The sequence below is a fragment of the Mesorhizobium sp. M0062 genome (genome assembly GCF_040323125.1).
In the GTDB taxonomy this organism is placed as follows: domain Bacteria; phylum Pseudomonadota; class Alphaproteobacteria; order Rhizobiales; family Rhizobiaceae; genus Mesorhizobium.
Genome location: NZ_JAMYUO010000014.1, coordinates 129,799 through 146,058, shown reverse-complemented (window position 1 = coordinate 146,058; position 16,260 = coordinate 129,799). Strand labels below are relative to the sequence as shown.

15 protein-coding genes are annotated in these 16,260 nt (G+C 62.0%); 5 read left to right on the top strand and 10 right to left on the bottom strand.

Translation table 11 applies throughout. From position 1 onward, the window contains the following. Positions 1-564: 564 nt before the first annotated feature. From NKJ64_RS18370 to NKJ64_RS18340, 7 genes are all read right to left on the bottom strand, one after another. On the bottom strand, positions 565-1,377 hold the full coding sequence (locus NKJ64_RS18370) for an SDR family NAD(P)-dependent oxidoreductase (RefSeq protein ID WP_023828266.1): 813 nt from the start codon (positions 1,375-1,377) through the stop codon (positions 565-567). Further along, entirely contained in the window at positions 1,377-2,369 is a 993-nt protein-coding gene (locus tag NKJ64_RS18365) for a sugar phosphate isomerase/epimerase family protein (protein WP_352463102.1), read from the bottom strand. The genes NKJ64_RS18370 and NKJ64_RS18365 overlap by 1 nt, the downstream gene beginning before the upstream one ends. Positions 2,370-2,395: 26 nt before the next feature. Continuing rightward, on the bottom strand, positions 2,396-3,163 hold the full coding sequence (locus NKJ64_RS18360) for an SDR family NAD(P)-dependent oxidoreductase (protein ID WP_023710876.1): 768 nt from the start codon (positions 3,161-3,163) through the stop codon (positions 2,396-2,398). Positions 3,164-3,207: 44 nt separating this feature from the next. Continuing rightward, the gene (locus NKJ64_RS18355; protein WP_352463101.1) at positions 3,208-4,314 is read right to left on the bottom strand and encodes an ABC transporter ATP-binding protein; all 1,107 of its coding nucleotides are present in this window, start codon (positions 4,312-4,314) and stop codon (positions 3,208-3,210) included. Positions 4,315-4,339: 25 nt separating this feature from the next. Further along, positions 4,340-5,245, bottom strand: coding sequence for a carbohydrate ABC transporter permease (locus NKJ64_RS18350; RefSeq protein ID WP_023671100.1), 906 nt, complete (start codon positions 5,243-5,245; stop codon positions 4,340-4,342). Next, entirely contained in the window at positions 5,238-6,173 is a 936-nt protein-coding gene (locus NKJ64_RS18345) for a carbohydrate ABC transporter permease (protein WP_023704068.1), read from the bottom strand. The genes NKJ64_RS18350 and NKJ64_RS18345 overlap by 8 nt, the downstream gene beginning before the upstream one ends. 80 nt (positions 6,174-6,253) lie before the next feature. After that, positions 6,254-7,519 (bottom strand): ABC transporter substrate-binding protein, encoded by a 1,266-nt coding sequence (locus NKJ64_RS18340; RefSeq protein ID WP_352463100.1) that lies wholly within the window; start codon positions 7,517-7,519, stop codon positions 6,254-6,256. Between the two features lie 145 nt (positions 7,520-7,664). On the opposite strand from NKJ64_RS18340, the gene NKJ64_RS18335 reads away from it, so the two are divergent. Then, the gene (locus NKJ64_RS18335) at positions 7,665-8,870 is read left to right on the top strand and encodes an ROK family transcriptional regulator (RefSeq protein ID WP_023683166.1); all 1,206 of its coding nucleotides are present in this window, start codon (positions 7,665-7,667) and stop codon (positions 8,868-8,870) included. A 29-nt stretch (positions 8,871-8,899) separates the two neighbouring features. Here the strand turns inward: NKJ64_RS18335 and NKJ64_RS18330 are convergent, their stop codons facing one another. Together NKJ64_RS18330 and NKJ64_RS18325 are read right to left on the bottom strand one after the other, a co-directional pair. Further along, positions 8,900-9,940 carry an aminopeptidase gene (locus NKJ64_RS18330; RefSeq protein WP_502902876.1) on the bottom strand — a complete coding sequence of 347 codons (1,041 nt, stop codon included), beginning with the start codon at positions 9,938-9,940 and terminating at the stop codon, positions 8,900-8,902. A 238-nt stretch (positions 9,941-10,178) separates the two neighbouring features. After that, a complete protein-coding gene (locus NKJ64_RS18325) occupies positions 10,179-10,412 on the bottom strand; it encodes a hypothetical protein (RefSeq protein ID WP_023671105.1) in 234 nt (77 codons plus the stop codon). A 185-nt stretch (positions 10,413-10,597) separates the two neighbouring features. Here NKJ64_RS18325 and NKJ64_RS18320 point away from each other — a divergent pair, with 185 nt between their 5' ends. Both NKJ64_RS18320 and NKJ64_RS18315 read left to right on the top strand, forming a co-directional pair. Then, positions 10,598-12,598 (top strand): AI-2E family transporter, encoded by a 2,001-nt coding sequence (locus NKJ64_RS18320; protein ID WP_352463098.1) that lies wholly within the window; start codon positions 10,598-10,600, stop codon positions 12,596-12,598. Positions 12,599-12,728: 130 nt separating this feature from the next. Then, a complete protein-coding gene (locus NKJ64_RS18315; protein WP_023671107.1) occupies positions 12,729-12,887 on the top strand; it encodes a hypothetical protein in 159 nt (52 codons plus the stop codon). Positions 12,888-13,321: 434 nt separating this feature from the next. On the opposite strand, the gene NKJ64_RS18310 is transcribed toward NKJ64_RS18315, so the two are convergent. Further along, entirely contained in the window at positions 13,322-13,690 is a 369-nt protein-coding gene (locus NKJ64_RS18310; RefSeq protein ID WP_023671108.1) for a response regulator, read from the bottom strand. A 155-nt stretch (positions 13,691-13,845) separates the two neighbouring features. Here NKJ64_RS18310 and NKJ64_RS18305 point away from each other — a divergent pair, with 155 nt between their 5' ends. Both NKJ64_RS18305 and NKJ64_RS18300 read left to right on the top strand, forming a co-directional pair. Next, positions 13,846-15,639 carry a PAS domain S-box protein gene (locus NKJ64_RS18305; RefSeq protein WP_023683170.1) on the top strand — a complete coding sequence of 598 codons (1,794 nt, stop codon included), beginning with the start codon at positions 13,846-13,848 and terminating at the stop codon, positions 15,637-15,639. Positions 15,640-15,831: 192 nt separating this feature from the next. Further along, positions 15,832-16,125, top strand: a complete 294-nt coding sequence (locus NKJ64_RS18300) for a hypothetical protein (RefSeq protein ID WP_352463097.1) — start codon at positions 15,832-15,834, stop codon at positions 16,123-16,125. The last annotated feature ends 135 nt before the right edge of the window (positions 16,126-16,260 follow it).

Below are 16,260 nucleotides of genomic sequence, written 5' to 3'. Positions count from 1 at the left end.
TCTTCGAACTCTCCGATTGGCAGTTGCATGAGATCGTCTGCAGTTGCCACACCGGCGCCACCATGCAGGCTGGCTGGGCCGCCGGACGTGTCCGCAGGGTCCTCAATGGGAGCAAGATATTGGCTTGGCTGAGAAAAGGATTCATGCCGCACTGAGACACAGCGCTTGCGCCTGAAGAAGCATGCAGGCTCCAGCAGAGATTGCGTCGGCTCCGCGAAGGCATGGCTGACCTCAATGGAGTAGGGCGGCCGAGTTGCTTGCGACTTCAGAAATGACGTTCACCATTCCTTAGTGGACCTCGTCAGGGTGATCGGCAATTTCGTGAATAGCGAGTACCAGCGCCAGTTTCGACCAACCGGTCGGCAGCGCCCTCGTGACCAAGCGGGGTTACTTATCCTCGGTGCGTCACATGTGCGCTTCGTCAGCGGTATAGCCTGCCAATCCCTCCACAGCCGTTTTGACGCTGCGAAAAGCTTGAGGCGTGAGGGGGCAATTTAACCCAGGAATCCCGAAAACGGCACTTCCGCTTTCGGCCCCGAAATTGAAATCCGAGGCACCCCGCCATCACCCCGGAAAGATCGTAAACCCGCCATCGACGCGGAGCACCTGCCCATTGATAAATCGTGCGCGGGGGCCGGCTAGAAAGGCCACCGCCTCGGCGATCTCCTCCGGCTCGGCATAGCGGTTCAGCGACTTCTTGCTGGAATCCATGCGCTCCGGATCGACCGTGCGGGTCGCCTGGAAGCGTGCCGTCTTCGTGGCGCCTGGGCTGACCGCGTTGATGCGCACGCCGTCGTCGATCAGTTCCTTGGCGAGACAGCGCGTGTAATGCACGACCGCGGCCTTCAAGGTGGAGTAAACGACCTCGGGCGAGCAGCCGAGATGTGCCGCCGCGGAGGCGATGTTGATGACGGAGCCGCCGCCGCGCTGCTTCATCGGCGGCACGAAGGCCTGGCAGACCAGCATCGTGCCGATCAGATTGTTCTCGGTGAGCACGCGGATGTCGTCCAGTTCGATGTCGAGGGCGTTGTTCGGGTTCGGCTTGCCGCCCTTGGCGCCGATGTCGCCGCCGGCACAATTGACCAGCACATGCACGTCACCGAGATCGGCCTCGATCCTGCGCTTCATCTCGGCCACCGCCTTCTGGTCGCCAATGTTGCCGGTCACCGACGTGACCTTCGTCCCATGCCGCTTCAGGCGCTCGACCACTTCGCCGAGATTGGCGAACTCGCCATATTTGGCCGGCGCTTCCTCGTTCATGTCGTGGATTGCGACATTGGCGCCGAGTTCGGCCAGGCGCTCGGCCATCACGCGGCCGAGGCCGCGGCCGGAGCCGGTGACGAAGGCGGTCAATCCATCGAGTTCACGTGCCGTCATCAGATCTTCTCCATCAAACCAAATTTGCGCATGTTGGCGGCGCTGCGCCGGATCATGTCGAGCTCATAGGAAACCAGTGAGACGTCGGCTTCGCGCTCCCAAGGCGTGCGGTAGTCGGCATCGTCGGGCAGCCGGTTGCGCTGCGCGGCCGCCAGGCAGGCGGCAAATTCGCGTGCCGTCTTCTGCGGATAGCCGCGCCACCAGTCGTCGCTGAGATAGCGGACATGCCGGGCCTCCAAGGCGCCCGGTTCGAGAACGGCGGTCATGCGATCGTGGTGTTGGCCAAGAATGGCGAACAGCTCGGCAAACGGCACCGCACCATCGCCGATGGCACAACGGATCAGCCGATAGCCTTCGGTCGTGAACTGCACGCGGTAATCCTTGAGGTGGACATGGCGGACATAGGGGGCGATCACCTTCGTAAAATCGAGCGGCGCTTCGCCGACCGGGAACGTGTTGCCGGTGTCGAAGGTGACGCCCACACTGTCACCACCGAGGGCGCAGAAATCGACGAGTTCCCGGCTGGTGAAGTCCTGGTGGTTTTCGATCGCAAGGACATACCCTTCGGCATTCGCGCGGGGACCCCATTCCACCAATCGCTCTCGAATGATGCCGACGTACTCGCTCCATTTTTCGCGGGCGGCGTTGCGGTCTCCGCAGAGAATGGGCGTCAGCGCCGTCCGGATGATTTTGGCCTTGAGCAGGCGCGCGGCCCGAAACGTATCGTCGAGCGGTTCGCCCACCAGCAGGCCGCCGCTGACGACCGGCGTGATGCCAAGGCCGGCGAGCCGTTCGCGCAGCGCGATCACCGCGTCGTCGGAAAGCTCGCTCAGCCATGGCACCCAGATCTCCAGCACGCGCGCGCCGAGTTCGGTCGCGAGCGCGATGAAACCTTCGAGCCCCGCTGGCTGCGGATTGGCGCGTGGCGTGCCGCGGCCCTGGAGGCCGAGATGATAGGTCAGGCCGTAGGGGTTCAGGCCGACCTCGAGCATGAAGCGATCCTTTGAGTCAGGTGTGGTCATCGCAGGCCGGCATCCACGGTGATCGACTGCTTGGTGATCATGCGGCTGTCGTCGGCGGCGAGGAACAGCACCGTGCGCGCGATCTCCTCGCCGAGCAGAACCTTGCGGATCACCTGGCGCTGCACGACCTGGTCGACCGAACCTTCGGTCTTGTACCAAAGCTCCCGCTGCCGGTCGGTGATGACGGCGCCCGGCTCGATGGCGTTGACGCGGATGTTGTCGGGGCCAAACGCCCGCGCCAGCGCGAAGGTCAGCCCGACCACCGCAGCCTTGGCCGCCGCATAGGGGGCCATCTCTGACGCGCCGAAACGCCAGGCGATCGAGGAAAAATTGACGATCGAACCAAAGCCCACTTCCTTCATGTGCGGATGCACGGCCTGAGCGGCAAAGAAGTGGTGCCTGAGGTTCACATCCTGGGCATGGTCCCATGTCGCCTGGGTCACGTCGGCGACCGGCTGGCGATTGTCATCGGCGGCGTTGTTGACCAGCACCGCGACAGGCCCTAGGCGGTCGCGCACCGTGCCGATCGCGGCCTGGAGGGCGGGGATATCGGTCACATCGCAGCGCAGGAACAGGGGCGCGTGCGCTGCCGCGGCGGCGAGTTCCCGCGCGAGCGCCTCGCCGGCCTCCTGCTGCAGATCAAGAAACGCCACTCGTGCGCCATTGGCGGCGAAGGCGCGGACCGTGTCGGCGCCGATGCCCGACGCACCGCCGGTGATCAGCACGACACGCTCGGACAGGCTCGGATAGGTGGCGAAGGACAAGGCGGAACTCTTTTCAGATCAAGCTTCGGTCAGATCGGGTCAGATCAGATCAGGCGTTGGGTCGTCGGGTCGAACAGGCAGGCACGCGCCATGTCGATGCCGAGCGTCACCGTCTCGCCCATAAGCGGCGTGCCGTCGGGGTCGAAACGGCCGGTGATCTCCTTGCCGCCCAGGCGCAGGACGGCCATGGTCTCCGCGCCTGTCGGCTCGACCAGTTCGACCACTGCATTGATCTGCGCGATGCCCGGCTTGCGGCGCGCAAGGTCGGGATCGAAGCGGTAGATGTGCTCGGGACGGATGCCGAGCACGAGCTGTCGCGGCGTGTCGGATGGGAGCGCCTGGACGATCGGCAGGCTGGCCGTCTTGCCGTCGGCGGTCTGCAGGACAACAGTGCGGCGACCGCCTTCCTGGCTCAGTTCGGCGGCCAAAAAATTCATCGCCGGCGACCCCATGAAGCCGGCGACGAACATGTTGGCCGGACGATTGTAGATCGTGGCGGGATCGTCGAATTGCTGGACCTCGCCCTGATGCATCACGGCGATGCGCGACGCCAGCGTCATCGCCTCGACCTGGTCGTGGGTGACGTAGACGGTGGTCTTGCCGACGCGGTGATGCAGCTTCTTGATTTCGGTGCGCATGTCGACGCGCAGCTTGGCATCGAGATTGGAGAGCGGCTCGTCGAACAGGAACAGTTTGGGATCGCGCACCAGCGCCCGGCCCATGGCGACGCGCTGGCGCTGGCCGCCCGAAAGCTGTCCGGGCTTGCGCCCTAGCAGCGGTTCGATCTGCAGGAAGGCGGCAACCCGCTTGACGGCCTCGTCCTGCTGCGGCTTCGGGACGCGGCGGCTTTCCATGCCGAAGGTGATGTTCTCGCGCACCGTCATCGTCGGGTACAGGGCATAGGACTGGAACACCATGGCGATGTCGCGGTCCTTCGGCGCCACCGAATTGACCAGCCGCCCGTCGATGCGGATCTCGCCGGAGGTAACGGATTCGAGCCCGGCGATCATCGCCAGCAGAGTGGACTTGCCGCAGCCGGACGGTCCGACCAGCGCGATGAACTCGCCGTTCCGCGCTTCGAGATCGATGCCCTTCAGCACCTCGACCGCGCCGAAGTTCTTGCGCAGCGATCGGATGATCAATGTCGACATGCAGTGCCCTTCACTTGATCGCGCCTCATTTGATGGCACCTTGCGTCAGGCCTCGCACAAAATACTTGCCGCCGAAGAGATAGATCAGCAGCGGCGGCAGCGCGCCGATCAGCACGGCGGCGCTCATGACATCGTAGGCGCGCACATTGGTGCCGCTTGCCGTCAGCGCGACGAGCGCTGCCGTGATCGGCTGTTGCTGCCCGGAGGTGAAGACGACGCCGAACAGATATTCGTTCCAGATGCCGGTGAACTGCCAGATCACCGTGACGATCAGGATCGGTGAGGAGAGCGGCAGAATGATCTTGCGGAAGATGCGCCAGAAGCCGGCGCCGTCGATGCGCGCCGCCTTGATCAGGTCGTCGGGGATGCTGACGTAGTAGTTGCGGCAAAACAAAGTGGTGAACGAAATGCCCTGGATAACGTGGATGAGGACGAGCCCGTAGACCGAATTGCTGAGGCCGAGATTGCCGAGGATGAACGCCCACGGCATCAACGAAATCTGGCCCGGAATGAAGACGCCGAGCAGCATGCAGGTGAACAAAGCTTCCGAACCTCTGAAGCGCCATTTCGACAGGATGTAACCGTTCATCGCGCCGACCGCCGTCGAGATGATCGTGGCCGGGATCGTCATCTTCAGGGAGTTGTAGAAGTTGCGCTGCATGCCCTCGCAGGTGCCGCCGATGCAATAGGTGCTCCAGGCCTGGCCCCAGGCATCGAGGCGGAAGCTGCGCGGCAGCGAGATCAACCCGTTGCGCGCGATCTCCTGCTGGTCGCGGAATGAATTCAGCACCACCACCAGCAACGGGACCAGGTAGATCGCCGCGAAGACGACCAGCAGCCCATAGATGGCGAAGCGGGTGAGAAAATGCCGGCGCGACGCGACTGCGGCAGCGCGACGGTCGAGCGACTGGTCCAGGGAGACGTCAGCCATGGCCGGCTTCCTTGCGCCGGCGCCAGACCACCCAGAATGAATAGGGCACCAGCACCACGGCAACAGCGGCAAGCATCATGATGGCGGCGGCCGCACCTTCGCCGATCTGGCCGCGTTGGAACATCAGGTCATAGACGTAGATGGCGGGGAAGGTGGTCGAGATCCCCGGGCCGCCTTTGGTGAGGGCCGCCACGAGGTCGAAGGTCTTGATGGCGAACTGGATCTGGATGACGGCGACCGCCAGGAAGATCGGCGCAATGGTTGGCAGAAGCACCTTGCGATAGATGCGGAACGTCGATGCGCCGTCGATCTGCGCGGCCTTGACGAGGTCCTGATCCACCGAGCGCAGGCCGGCCAGGAACAGCGCCATGGCAAAGCCCGAGGCCTGCCAGACGCCGGTGATGATCACCGCGTAGATCGCATAGTGCCGGTCGCTGGCCAGTGCGAAACTGAAGCTCGTCCAGCCGAAACCGCGCACCATGGCCTGGATGCCGTCGGTCGGATTGTAGAGCCAGCTCCAGACCGTGCCGGTGACGATGAAGGAGACGGCCAGCGGATAGAGGAAGATCGTGCGCCATGCCGCTTCGCCGCGCACGCGCTGGTCGATCAGGATCGCCAGCAGTAGTCCCACGGCCATCGAGCCGACGATGTAGAAAGCGCTGAAGAAAAACAGGTTGTTGTAGGCGATGTTCCAGCGCCGGTTCGCCCACAGCGACGCGTAGTTGTCCAGGCCGACGAAGCCGTAGGTCGGCAGCAGCGAGGAGTTGGACAGCGAGATATAGAGCGTCCAGCCGGTGAACACGAAGACGTAGACGAAGCTCGCCACAAGTGAGGGGCCGAGCACGAGCAAGGGCATCGCGGAGCCCAGCCGCTCGCGCCAGGGGCGGGCGGGCGTCGGTACCGACAGGATCAGGTCGTGATTTGACATTCAGAGTACAGCATTGGCAGAGCACGGGACTGAAAGGGAGGACGGCCGGGCGGATAGGCATCGCGCCCGGCCATTCCCGTCTATTTCTGTGCTTCCGCCGCGTCGGCCATTGCATTGGCGCCATCCTCGGGCGACATGTCCGGCGTGGCCACGAACTCGGTAATGGAGTCCATGATCGCGCCGCGCATCTTCTGCGGGATGGTCATGTTGTGCGCCATCGAGCGGACCAGCGTGCCCTCCTTGATCGAAGCCTGCAGATCCTTCTGCGAGAGCTGCTGGCACGGATTGAAGCCCTTCGACAGATCGATATCCAGGCGTGCGGGGATCGAGCCCTTGGCCTGGTTGAAGACCGTCTGGAAGTCGGGCGACAGGATCAGGCTGGCCAGCAGCTTCTGGCCGTCGATATAATCCTGGTCCTTCTGCTTGAAGAACACGACCGAGTCCGAGTTGAGGATGAAGCCGGGTTTGCCCCAATCGGTCGGCGCCTGGGCGCAGACATAGTCGGTGCCTTCCTTGAAGCTAGCGGCGGTCAAAAGGCCGATCGTCCAGTCGCCCATGATGTGGAACGCCGCGTCGCCCTTGCCGACGAGCGCCGACATCGAATCCCAGTCGCGGCCGACCATGCCCGGATCCATGTACTTGCTCGTCATTAGGCGCATCTGCGTGAAGGCCTTGACCATCCCCGGGCTGCGCATGGACTCGACATCGCCTTCGACGAAGGCCTTGCGGTAGAGATCGATGTCCTGGCCGTAGAGCACGACCTCGAACACCGTCGAATCCGTCCAGTCGGCGGTCGAATGCGAGATGCAGATCTTGCCTGTGGCGACGATCTTGTCGCAGGCCGCATTGAACTCGGCCCAGGTCTTCGGCATTTCCGCCACGCCGGCCGCCTTCATGACCTTGGGCGAGGCCCAGAGCCAGTTGATGCGGTGGATGTTCATGGGCGCGGCGACCCATTTGCCGGTCGGCTTCATCACCGGAAGCAATTCCGGCGCCACCACTTTCTCCCACCCTTCCGAGGCCGCCAACTCGTCGAGATCGGCGGTCATGCCGGTCTCGTTCCATTCGGCGATCTCAGGGCCTTTGAGCTGCACGGCAGGCGGGGCGTTGCCGGCGATCACGTCGGCGCGCAGCTTGGCCAGCGTATTGGCGGTGTGGCCGGCAATCGAGGTCTGTTCCCATTTGCCGCCCTTGGCCGTGAACATCTCGCCGAGCTTGGCGATCGCCTGGGCGTCCGATCCGGTCGCCCATTGGTGCAAAAGGTTGGTCTTGGGCTCGGCGAAGGCTGTTCCGGCGAAAAATGTGCACGCAGCAGCGGCCGCAAACGCGGTCATGACGGACTTCATCGTTTCACTCCCATATCGTGTTGCACGGTTCGTCTCGACCGCTTATGGCCGCGGTTTGAAGCCGCCGCCGGCGAGATGCGTCAATCTCGAGTTCTTTCCAAGATGACATATTGGAGCTATCAGTCAACGATGTTTATGTTGAGCCATGACAAAACCTTCGCTTAGAACCTGGCTGATCGACAGACCCTCCGCGTCGCCGGAGAGCATGATCGTGCGCTGCCTGAGCGAGCGCGGCGCACTCTCGGCGTTGCAGATCGCACGCGCCACCGGTCTGGCGCGCTCGACGGTGTCAACCGCGCTTAACGGCTTGAAAAAGTCTGGAATGGTGATCGAAGCCCCGACCAGCCGCGACGGCATCAGAGGCATCGGCAGGCCAGCCGCGGCGGTGACGCTCAATCCGACAGCGGGCACCTGCGTCGGCATTCACCTGGCTCTTCAGCAGATACGGCTCATCGTCGCCGATGTCTCGCATTCCGTCATTGCCGAACAAAATATTCCAATGGCGCTGGACTACCAGCCGCAACAGGCGGCCCAGGCGGTCAAATCGGCGATTGCCCAATCCTACAGGGAAAATGGTCTGCCGATGGCGGGGCTCCTGGGGGTTGGTGTCTCCGTCTCCGGCCCTGTCAGCCGCGATGGAGTGGTGCTGCGCGCAAGCATGGTTCCAACATGGGCCGGCGTCAACATACGAGATGTGTTCGGACCCGTCCTGGAACAGCCGATCTTCGCCGACAATGAGAGCAACTGCGCGGCCATTGCCGAGCTGATGTGGGGTGCGGCCGTCGGCCAGGACGATTTCGTGCTGTTCAAGATCGATCTGGGTGTCGGCGGCGCCATTGTCCAGCATGGCCGGCTGGTGACGGGCGTCGCCGGCGGCGCCGGCGAATTCGGGCACATCAGCATCGATCCCGGCGGCGACCTTTGCCGCTGCGGCAATCGCGGATGCCTGGAGCTCTACGCGAGTTTTACCCGGCCGCTGGAACAGATTTCGCGTGTCGTTGGGCGGCAAGTCACCATGGACGATGTCATCGCCATGGCCGAGCAGGGCGACGTCAGGGCGTTGCGGATGATCGAGGATACCGCCGAGATCGCCGGCCGGGGTCTCGGCCTGATCGGCTCGGTGCTCAATCCGCCGCTTATCATCATCGGCGGCCACATGGCTTTGGCAGGGGACATTCTGTTGACGCCGCTGATCGCGTCCTATGAACGCCATACGCTGATCAAGTCCCGCGATATCGCTCCCGCCCTGCGCACGCGCATCATCGTTGGCAAGCACACCGAGAACGATGCCTTGCTGGGCGCGGTCGGCCTCGTTTTGAGACACCAGACGAAGGAACTGTCGCTGGGGTGATCGTCAGGACCTGCCTGTGCTTGTTCAAGTCAATTGCACGTGTCAGCAGCCTTGAGCGCTTCGGCGCGGGACGATTTGGGCAAATCCGCGATCCGCCGGACAGAAGCGTAAAACCTTGGATAGTTGCCCGAACACAGGTCGAACAAGCGAAGAAAGGCCGGAACCTGTTCACCGTAGACAGAAGTTGCCGCGAGCTTGGCGTTGTTTATCGGGGCAGCGAACCAGGCGTCGTATCCCCGGTATCCCGCCCAGTGCCTGTCGCGCATCTGCCGGTAGCGCGCCCGCATCCTCTCGATCGCGGCTTTCTTTGCAGTCGCCATCTTTTCCGGGGTGCGGGGACTACCATAGACCTGCCTTAGCTCGTCGCGCGTCTTCGCCACCAGTCCAAGAAAATCGGCGCTGCGCTTGCGATCGGCTTCGTAGCGGCGCAATCCGGCCCGGTCGCCGGCGGCGCGGAGCCATTTCCTGACGCCGCTGGTTTCGACGGCAACGGCGAACGCCTCGTTGAATGCGGAATCGCCATCCACATAGAGGCGCTGATGCGCCAGCTCATGAAAAACAAGGCTGGCGAGATAGGTGTCGTCCTGACGCAGCATGGTGCTCAGTAGCGGGTCACTCGACCAGCCAAGCGTGGAATAGGCGGTGACGCCCGAGACATAGACGTCCAGCCCCTGTCTTTGAAGTTCGACTGCGTTCTCAGTCGCGGATTTCCGGGAGAAATAACCCCGGTATGGAACGCAGCCGAAGACCGGAAAGCACCATGTTCGTGGCGCAAGCGAGAATTGCGGCGCGGCAAAAACGGCCCAGGTCACGGCATCGCGATGGATGTCGACATAGCTGCGGTAGCTGTTGTTTTCGGGCAGTGCCAGCTCATCTGCCCCAAACCGTCTTATGGCGCTGGCCGACGTCAATTTGGCGCGCAATGCTTCAGGCGTCGAAGGATCACGGATGAGTTTTGCAATATTTTTGCGGGCGGCCATGATCTGCGCGTGACCCTGCAACGACTGCGCGTAGTAGGAAATGCTCGTGCAGCCGGTCGCCCCGGACGCGATGATCGCCGCGGCAAGCATCCGAAGAACGCGCTTCACTGTTTGCCCACCCTTGCCCATCTCCCCATGCAGCAAACGTCCTGGTCACCCTCAAACAGGAGGCACCGGTTTCCGTCAAGAGCTGCAGGGGTAGGGGGCGACACCGACCTGGGCAGGGCGATGCGGCCATTCGCCTACGATTGACGAAAGTCCGCCGCAGGGCGGAGCGAGCGAGATACGGACCGTCCGTCGAGGCGCGGTTCCCCCAAGCTGCCGCGCGCTACTGGTCCGAAAACCTCACGCTCACGCCGCGCTGGCGAAAATAAGCCTGCATCAACTTACGGCCCGAGCGGTTGTTCTGCGCCAATTTTGCCGGATCGAACACCGCCTGTTTTGCGCCCTCTCGTGTCAGCGCTGCCTTGAGCGTCGCGATATGGGCGTCGATGTCGGCATTGTCCGCCCGCAGCGAGGCATAGATACTTTCGGTCGCTTCGGCCACAGTCGGTTCGCTCACAGATGTCGTCCTTTGGTTAGTTGGGCGGCGGCTTTACCACAGATTTGCGGCTCCGACGATATCGACTGAACCGTCGGAGCACAGCGCCCAGGGCGCAAAACCGCAAAACGTATGTATTCGGCCCTGCTAAACATTGCCCGGCAGGCGAATGGGTCTAACTATCGCTAGGAAACGGGGGGAATCACGTGGCTGCCAATCGTCGAAACGACATCTCATCGTCCGAGCGGGGGCTAGGACGGATTCTTGCGGCAGGCAATGCCCATTCGCGCACAGCTCTGCCTACCGTGGCAACCATCGTCACGACAGTAGCTGCGCTGTATTTCGGTCGTGAGGTGTTCCTTCCCATTGCCATCGCGCTGCTTTTGACCTTTGCTCTGGTGCCGATGGTCTCCGCACTGAAGCGTGTCGGCTTGCCTCGGCTGCCCGCAGTGCTTCTGAGCGTGATTGGCGCATTCGCGGCCCTGGGCCTGTTCAGCTTCATTGTTGCGACCCAGGTAAGCGAGCTTGCTCAGAACATTTCCGTCTACCAGACAAACATTCTGACCAAGGTACGTTCCCTCAAGGAGACGGGCGTTGGTGGCGGCATAATTGCCAGGCTGAGCGGGGTGATCGAGCGTGTCGGTCAGGAGATCGACAAGCAGGATGTGGCGCCGCCTGCGGCCGACAAGCCCCGGCGCGAGCCTGTTCCCGTCGAGATCGTCGCCCGCGAGAGACCTCTGGAGGTATTGCAGAACATCATCGGACCGTTGATCAGCCCGCTGGCATCAGCTGGCCTGATCATCATCGTCGTCATCTTCATGTTGCTTGAGCGCGAGGATCTGCGCGACCGGTTTATCCGCCTCGTCGGCTATGGCGACCTCCATCGCACAACGCAGGCATTGCAGGATGCCGGCAAACGGGTTGGCCGTTATCTGATCATGCAATTGGTGGTCAACATCGTCTACGCGATACCAATCGCAATTGGCCTTTGGGTGCTCGGCATTCCCAACGCGCTGCTGTGGGGGTTGCTGGCACTGGCGCTGCGCTTCGTTCCCTATATCGGCCCTGTTATCGGCATGCTGCTGCCCTTGTTTCTGGCCTTGGCGGTTGCGCCCGGCTGGTCGCTGGTGCTGTGGACCGCCGCACTGTTTGTCGTCATGGAATTGGTAACCGGCAACGTCATCGAACCGTGGCTCTACGGCTCGCGCACGGGACTTTCTCCTTTGGCAATCATCGTTGCGGCAATTTTCTGGACATGGTTGTGGGGGCCGCTCGGCCTGGTCCTTTCGACGCCGCTGACAGTTTGCCTCGTCGTCCTCGGGCGACATGTTCCGCAGTTCGAATTTCTCGACGTCCTGTTTGGCAACGAGCCCGTCCTTGAATCTCACGCCCGGCTCTATCAACGGCTCCTGGCCGGCGATCCCGACGAGGCCACTGACCATGCCGAGGAGATCCTCGAGGAGAAGTACCTGATCGATTTCTACGACACTGTCGCCATTCCTGCTCTCCTGTTGGGCGAGCAGGACCGCATGCGTGGCGTGATGGGCGATCAACAGCGAAGGCAGGTGGCGGCGAGCGCCCAAATTCTTGTGGCAAATCTTGCCGACGATGCACAGGAAGAGGCAAGCGAGGAAGATGCGCCGACAACCACCGCGGAAGGGAGCGCGAGCAGGGAAACAGATGGCGTCGAAGAGGAAGAGATCGAGCTGCCCGACGGCAAGGACATGTCGGTGCTTTGTGCCGGCGGTCGCGGCGAACTCGACGATGCCGCTGCCGCCATGCTCGCTCAGGTGCTGGAGGTGCAAGGTGCTACGGTGGCGAAGGCCAGTTTTGCCGATATGGAGCCGGCAGGTATTCGTCGTCTCGAACTAGAGGCGATCGACACCGTCGTGGTCGGTTTCCTGAACCGGGATTCGCTCAAGCATGCCCGCTTTCTGGTCCGGAGACTGAAGCGCGCCAAGGCAGGTTTGAGAATTGGGATTGTGTTCTGGTCAGACGCGGAGCAGGGCGATGTCGGGCAAGAAAGGCAAGCTTTGGCCGCCGACATCAGTGCCGATTTCGTAGCCCACGGCATGGTCAACGCTGTGCTTGGCGCACTTTCTCCAGCGCCGGCCGTTCCCCTCAAAGTCGTTTCGAAACGCCGCGATCGACGCCGTCCGGCCCCTCGAAAACGGATCCCGGCCCAGGCAACGGCCGCAACAGCCTAGCCGCACCGCCATGTCTCAGATTGCCGCGCCGGCGCTGGAATGCCTGGTGAGACGGCAAGATCGTCCCCCACTCGCAAGCCATGGAACAATCTCGCGGCCTTGCGGTTCCTAACGTCGAAGGAGACCCCCCATGCTTAGATTCCTTATCCGCCTTGGCGCGATCTATGCAGCGTTCCAGATCGGCAGAGAGTTCGGCCGCAAGGAGACCGAAATCATGCTCCTGCCGCCGCCCGTTGACTACGAGCGGCAACCGACGTCAAGAAACGAAACCGATTTCGGAGAGGCATAGGACCGGTCAATCTGTCTGGTCGATCTGGCCCATGCTGGCGCCGTCCCTGCGCGGGCGCTTTATCGTACGAACGGACCCGGCCACTTGGCTGTTGCCAGGATCGTTTCTGGCAACGCAATAATTGAGCCGCTATCTCTGTCGCTCAAACGCGGCACAGCGAGGTTGACCGTGCGTCGAAGAATGAGTCTCAGATCCTGGCGTTGAGCCGATGGAGAAGGCATGATCAGCACGGGCAAGGACGAGCACAACCCTAAGAAAGTGGAAGGGAATGAAGCACTGGTGCTGTCAACTGCCAAAGAGACCGGCATCACCGAGGATCAAGCGCGCGACCTTGTTCGCCTGATCGGCACCGGCCGCAATTCGCTGCTCCGTGAGGCACGGCAGCTGCTCCGGCAGCGCCTGGCTAGTTTAGACCGAAGGTGCTCAGAGCACGGCTATCCCGTCGCCTTCTGCTGCCCGGCGGTCATCGCTTTGAGAGCCCGGACCACCTCTGCAGGTCCGGCGGGTTTCATCACTCTTACGCCGGACGAGAACGCTTCGGGGGTTTCCTCGAGCCCCAGGCCGGAATAGACGATGAAAGGAACCGCCCGCCCTGCCAAGGTTTTTGCCGCGTCAACAGCCTCGCCGTCCGACAGCCTTACGTCCAGGATCGCTGCGGCGGGGGTATGGTCCGCAAGAAAACGTTTCGCCTGGGAACATGTCGCCGCCAATGCCACGGCAAAGCCCGCCTCCGAAAGAGTGGACTCCATATCCAGTGCTATCAAGGCTTCGTCGTCGACGACAAGGACCAAGGGTTTGCCCATGCGCGGATGATCGCACGTTTGTAGATGGAAGACGAGTCGAGGCTACGACCCTTTTAGGGTCCGGTTCCCGTACGCAGCGGGTCGAGACCGCGAGCAATGGGAACCAACTGATCCAAGCCGCATTATATTTGGTTGGACTGGACAAGGTGTTTGGGATGCATGAAGCAACACAGGCGAATGTTGTCGCCTTCGAAAACCCGGGGGTGTCCAGCAATGACGGTCTGGATTTCGATTACAAGGATTTCTTCGAAAACGGCGCCGTTGCCCTCCATCTGGTGAACGCAGACGGCGTAATCGTGCATGCCAACCAGGCTGAGCTCGACCTTCTCGGCTATCCCGCAGAGGACTACCTCGGTTGCCACATCGCCGAGTTCTATCCCGACCGGGACGTCATAGAGGACATTTTGGGTCGCCTTGCCAATGGCGAGAAGATCGTAAGATATCCGGCGCGATTGAGGGCCAGCGATGGATCGATCAAGCACGTCGAAGTCACCTCAAGCGGACATTTCCGGGACGGCAAGCTGATCAACACCCGGTGCTTCACGGTCGATGTAACCGACTTGGTGCACACCCGCTCGGAGCTCAGGCAGCATGACAGTACCTATCACCAGATACTCGACGGCCTACCCGTCGCCATCTACACGACCGATCAGGATGGGACGATCACCTACTACAACCGCGCCGCGGCCGATCTGGCAGGCAGGGAGCCTGAGGTCGGCAAGGATAAATGGTGTGTGACGTTCAAGCTGTTCAGTGCCGACGGCAAGGAATTGCCGCACGATGAATGCCCGATGGCCATCGCGCTCAAGGAGAACAGGCCGGTCCGCAATCAGCAAGCTGTTGCGCAGCGTCCCGATGGATCGTTTTTTCCGTTCCTGCCCTACCCGACACCGCTGCGGGACGAGCACGGCGCTCTGATTGGCGCCGTCAACATGCTGCTGGACCTGACGGACCGCCAGCGTGCCGAAGAAACCAGGCAGCACCTGTCAGCGATCGTGGAATCCTCATTTGACGCTATCGTCAGCAAGGATCTCAACACCATCATAAAAAGCTGGAACCACGGCGCCGAACGGCTTTTCGGCTATACCGCCGACGAAGCGATTGGCCGGTCGGTGACCATGCTGATCCCCGAAGACCATCAGGACGAGGAACCCCGCATCCTCCAACGCATTCGCCGCGGCGAGCGCGTCGAACCATTCGAAACGACCCGCCTGCGCAAGGATGGCAGCCTGGTTCCGGTTTCGCTGACGATATCGCCCGTGCGTAACGCAACCGGGCAGATCACCGGCGCATCGAAGATAGCGCGAGACATCACGTCGGCGAAGGAGAATGAATACCGCATCCGCATGCTGATGCGCGAGGTCAACCACCGGGTGAAAAACCAGTATTCGGTCATCCTGTCGATGATCCGGGAGACCAACAAGCGATCGGAGACGCCAAAACACTTTGAAACCCAGGTGCGCGAGCGCATCATGGCGTTGTCGCGATCTCACGACCTGCTTGTTTCGGCGGATTGGAAGGGTGCCACGATCAGCGACCTCTTGGCGGCCCAGGTCGAGCCTTTCCCGCGGGGGGATGTGATCGAAATGTCGGGCCCATCATTGGTGCTCAGTCCCAACGCAGTTCAGTATCTCGGGATTGCCTTCCACGAACTGGCGACCAACTCGGCCAAATACGGCGTGCTCTCAGGGGACAAGGGCCGGATTTCGGTCACATGGGGCATCACCGGTTCCGGTGCTTCGAGGCTCTTTCACCTCACCTGGGCCGAATCCGATGGTCCGCAGGTCCAGACTGTCGGACAAGGTGGCTTTGGAACCGTTGTGCTGAAGCGGGTTGCGCCCGCAGCGGTCAGTGGGCAGGGAATTCTCGAACACGGTCCGCATGGCATAACATGGAGCCTGGAAGCGCCTTTGGTTTCCGTGGCAGCTTCTGCCGACCATGAAGCTTAGAAGCAGGAAGCAGCCCTGCAACGAGCATTCGTCAATTGGAAGCCCTTGATGCGGCCTTTGCCGAGCGAAAACCCCGTTTCCGCTAAAGATCGCCAGAGCCATTGCTAAAGTCGGCAGAGCAAATCACCGGCAGAGGGCGCATTTCGTTGCACGGAACGGGACAGGACCGGCGTAGCCAGAGGCGAGGTAACTATGGACATCGACGAGTTCCGTGCGACCCTTCAGGGTGTAGAGCCCCCGGCGAATCTTGGGATGGCGCTCCACGCTCTATGGTGGGATAGACAGGGCGATTGGGAGCGGGCGCATGAGTGTGTGCAGGCCAGCGAATCTGATCCGGCCTCTGTATGGGTTCATGCCTATCTGCACCGCAAAGAAGGCGACCTTTCTAATGCAGCCTACTGGTACCGCCGCGCCGGGCAGCCTGTGGCAACTGGCAAGCTAGACGCAGAGTGGGAGTCGATTACAGAATCACTTCTTGCAGGATAGTGAGGGTCGCCCAAGGGGCAGCCTAGCGCCTCATCGCCCCGTAGAGGCGAAACTCACCTCCGCCCGATGGGATCGGCTGGGCCCAGGAGGTCCGAACGTTTCCGCATAAATTCATGCAGCGAGATTGTTCTCGCG

Excerpts from the sequence above, each read along its gene's own strand:
- NKJ64_RS18370 (WP_023828266.1), bottom strand. The coding sequence starts at position 1,377 with ATGACGGCACGTGAACTCGATGGATTGACCGCCTTCGTCACCGGCTCC.
- NKJ64_RS18365 (WP_352463102.1), bottom strand. The coding sequence starts at position 2,369 with ATGCTCGAGGTCGGCCTGAACCCCTACGGCCTGACCTATCATCTCGGC.
- NKJ64_RS18355 (WP_352463101.1), bottom strand. The coding sequence starts at position 4,314 with ATGTCGACATTGATCATCCGATCGCTGCGCAAGAACTTCGGCGCGGTC.
- NKJ64_RS18350 (WP_023671100.1), bottom strand. The coding sequence starts at position 5,245 with ATGGCTGACGTCTCCCTGGACCAGTCGCTCGACCGTCGCGCTGCCGCA.
- NKJ64_RS18345 (WP_023704068.1), bottom strand. The coding sequence starts at position 6,173 with ATGTCAAATCACGACCTGATCCTGTCGGTACCGACGCCCGCCCGCCCC.
- NKJ64_RS18340 (WP_352463100.1), bottom strand. The coding sequence starts at position 7,519 with ATGAAGTCCGTCATGACCGCGTTTGCGGCCGCTGCTGCGTGCACATTT.
- NKJ64_RS18335 (WP_023683166.1), top strand. The coding sequence starts at position 7,665 with ATGACAAAACCTTCGCTTAGAACCTGGCTGATCGACAGACCCTCCGCG.
- NKJ64_RS18330 (WP_502902876.1), bottom strand. The coding sequence starts at position 9,940 with ATGCTTGCCGCGGCGATCATCGCGTCCGGGGCGACCGGCTGCACGAGC.
- NKJ64_RS18315 (WP_023671107.1), top strand. The coding sequence starts at position 12,729 with ATGCTTAGATTCCTTATCCGCCTTGGCGCGATCTATGCAGCGTTCCAG.
- NKJ64_RS18310 (WP_023671108.1), bottom strand. The coding sequence starts at position 13,690 with ATGGGCAAACCCTTGGTCCTTGTCGTCGACGACGAAGCCTTGATAGCA.
- NKJ64_RS18305 (WP_023683170.1), top strand. The coding sequence starts at position 13,846 with ATGCATGAAGCAACACAGGCGAATGTTGTCGCCTTCGAAAACCCGGGG.
- NKJ64_RS18300 (WP_352463097.1), top strand. The coding sequence starts at position 15,832 with ATGGACATCGACGAGTTCCGTGCGACCCTTCAGGGTGTAGAGCCCCCG.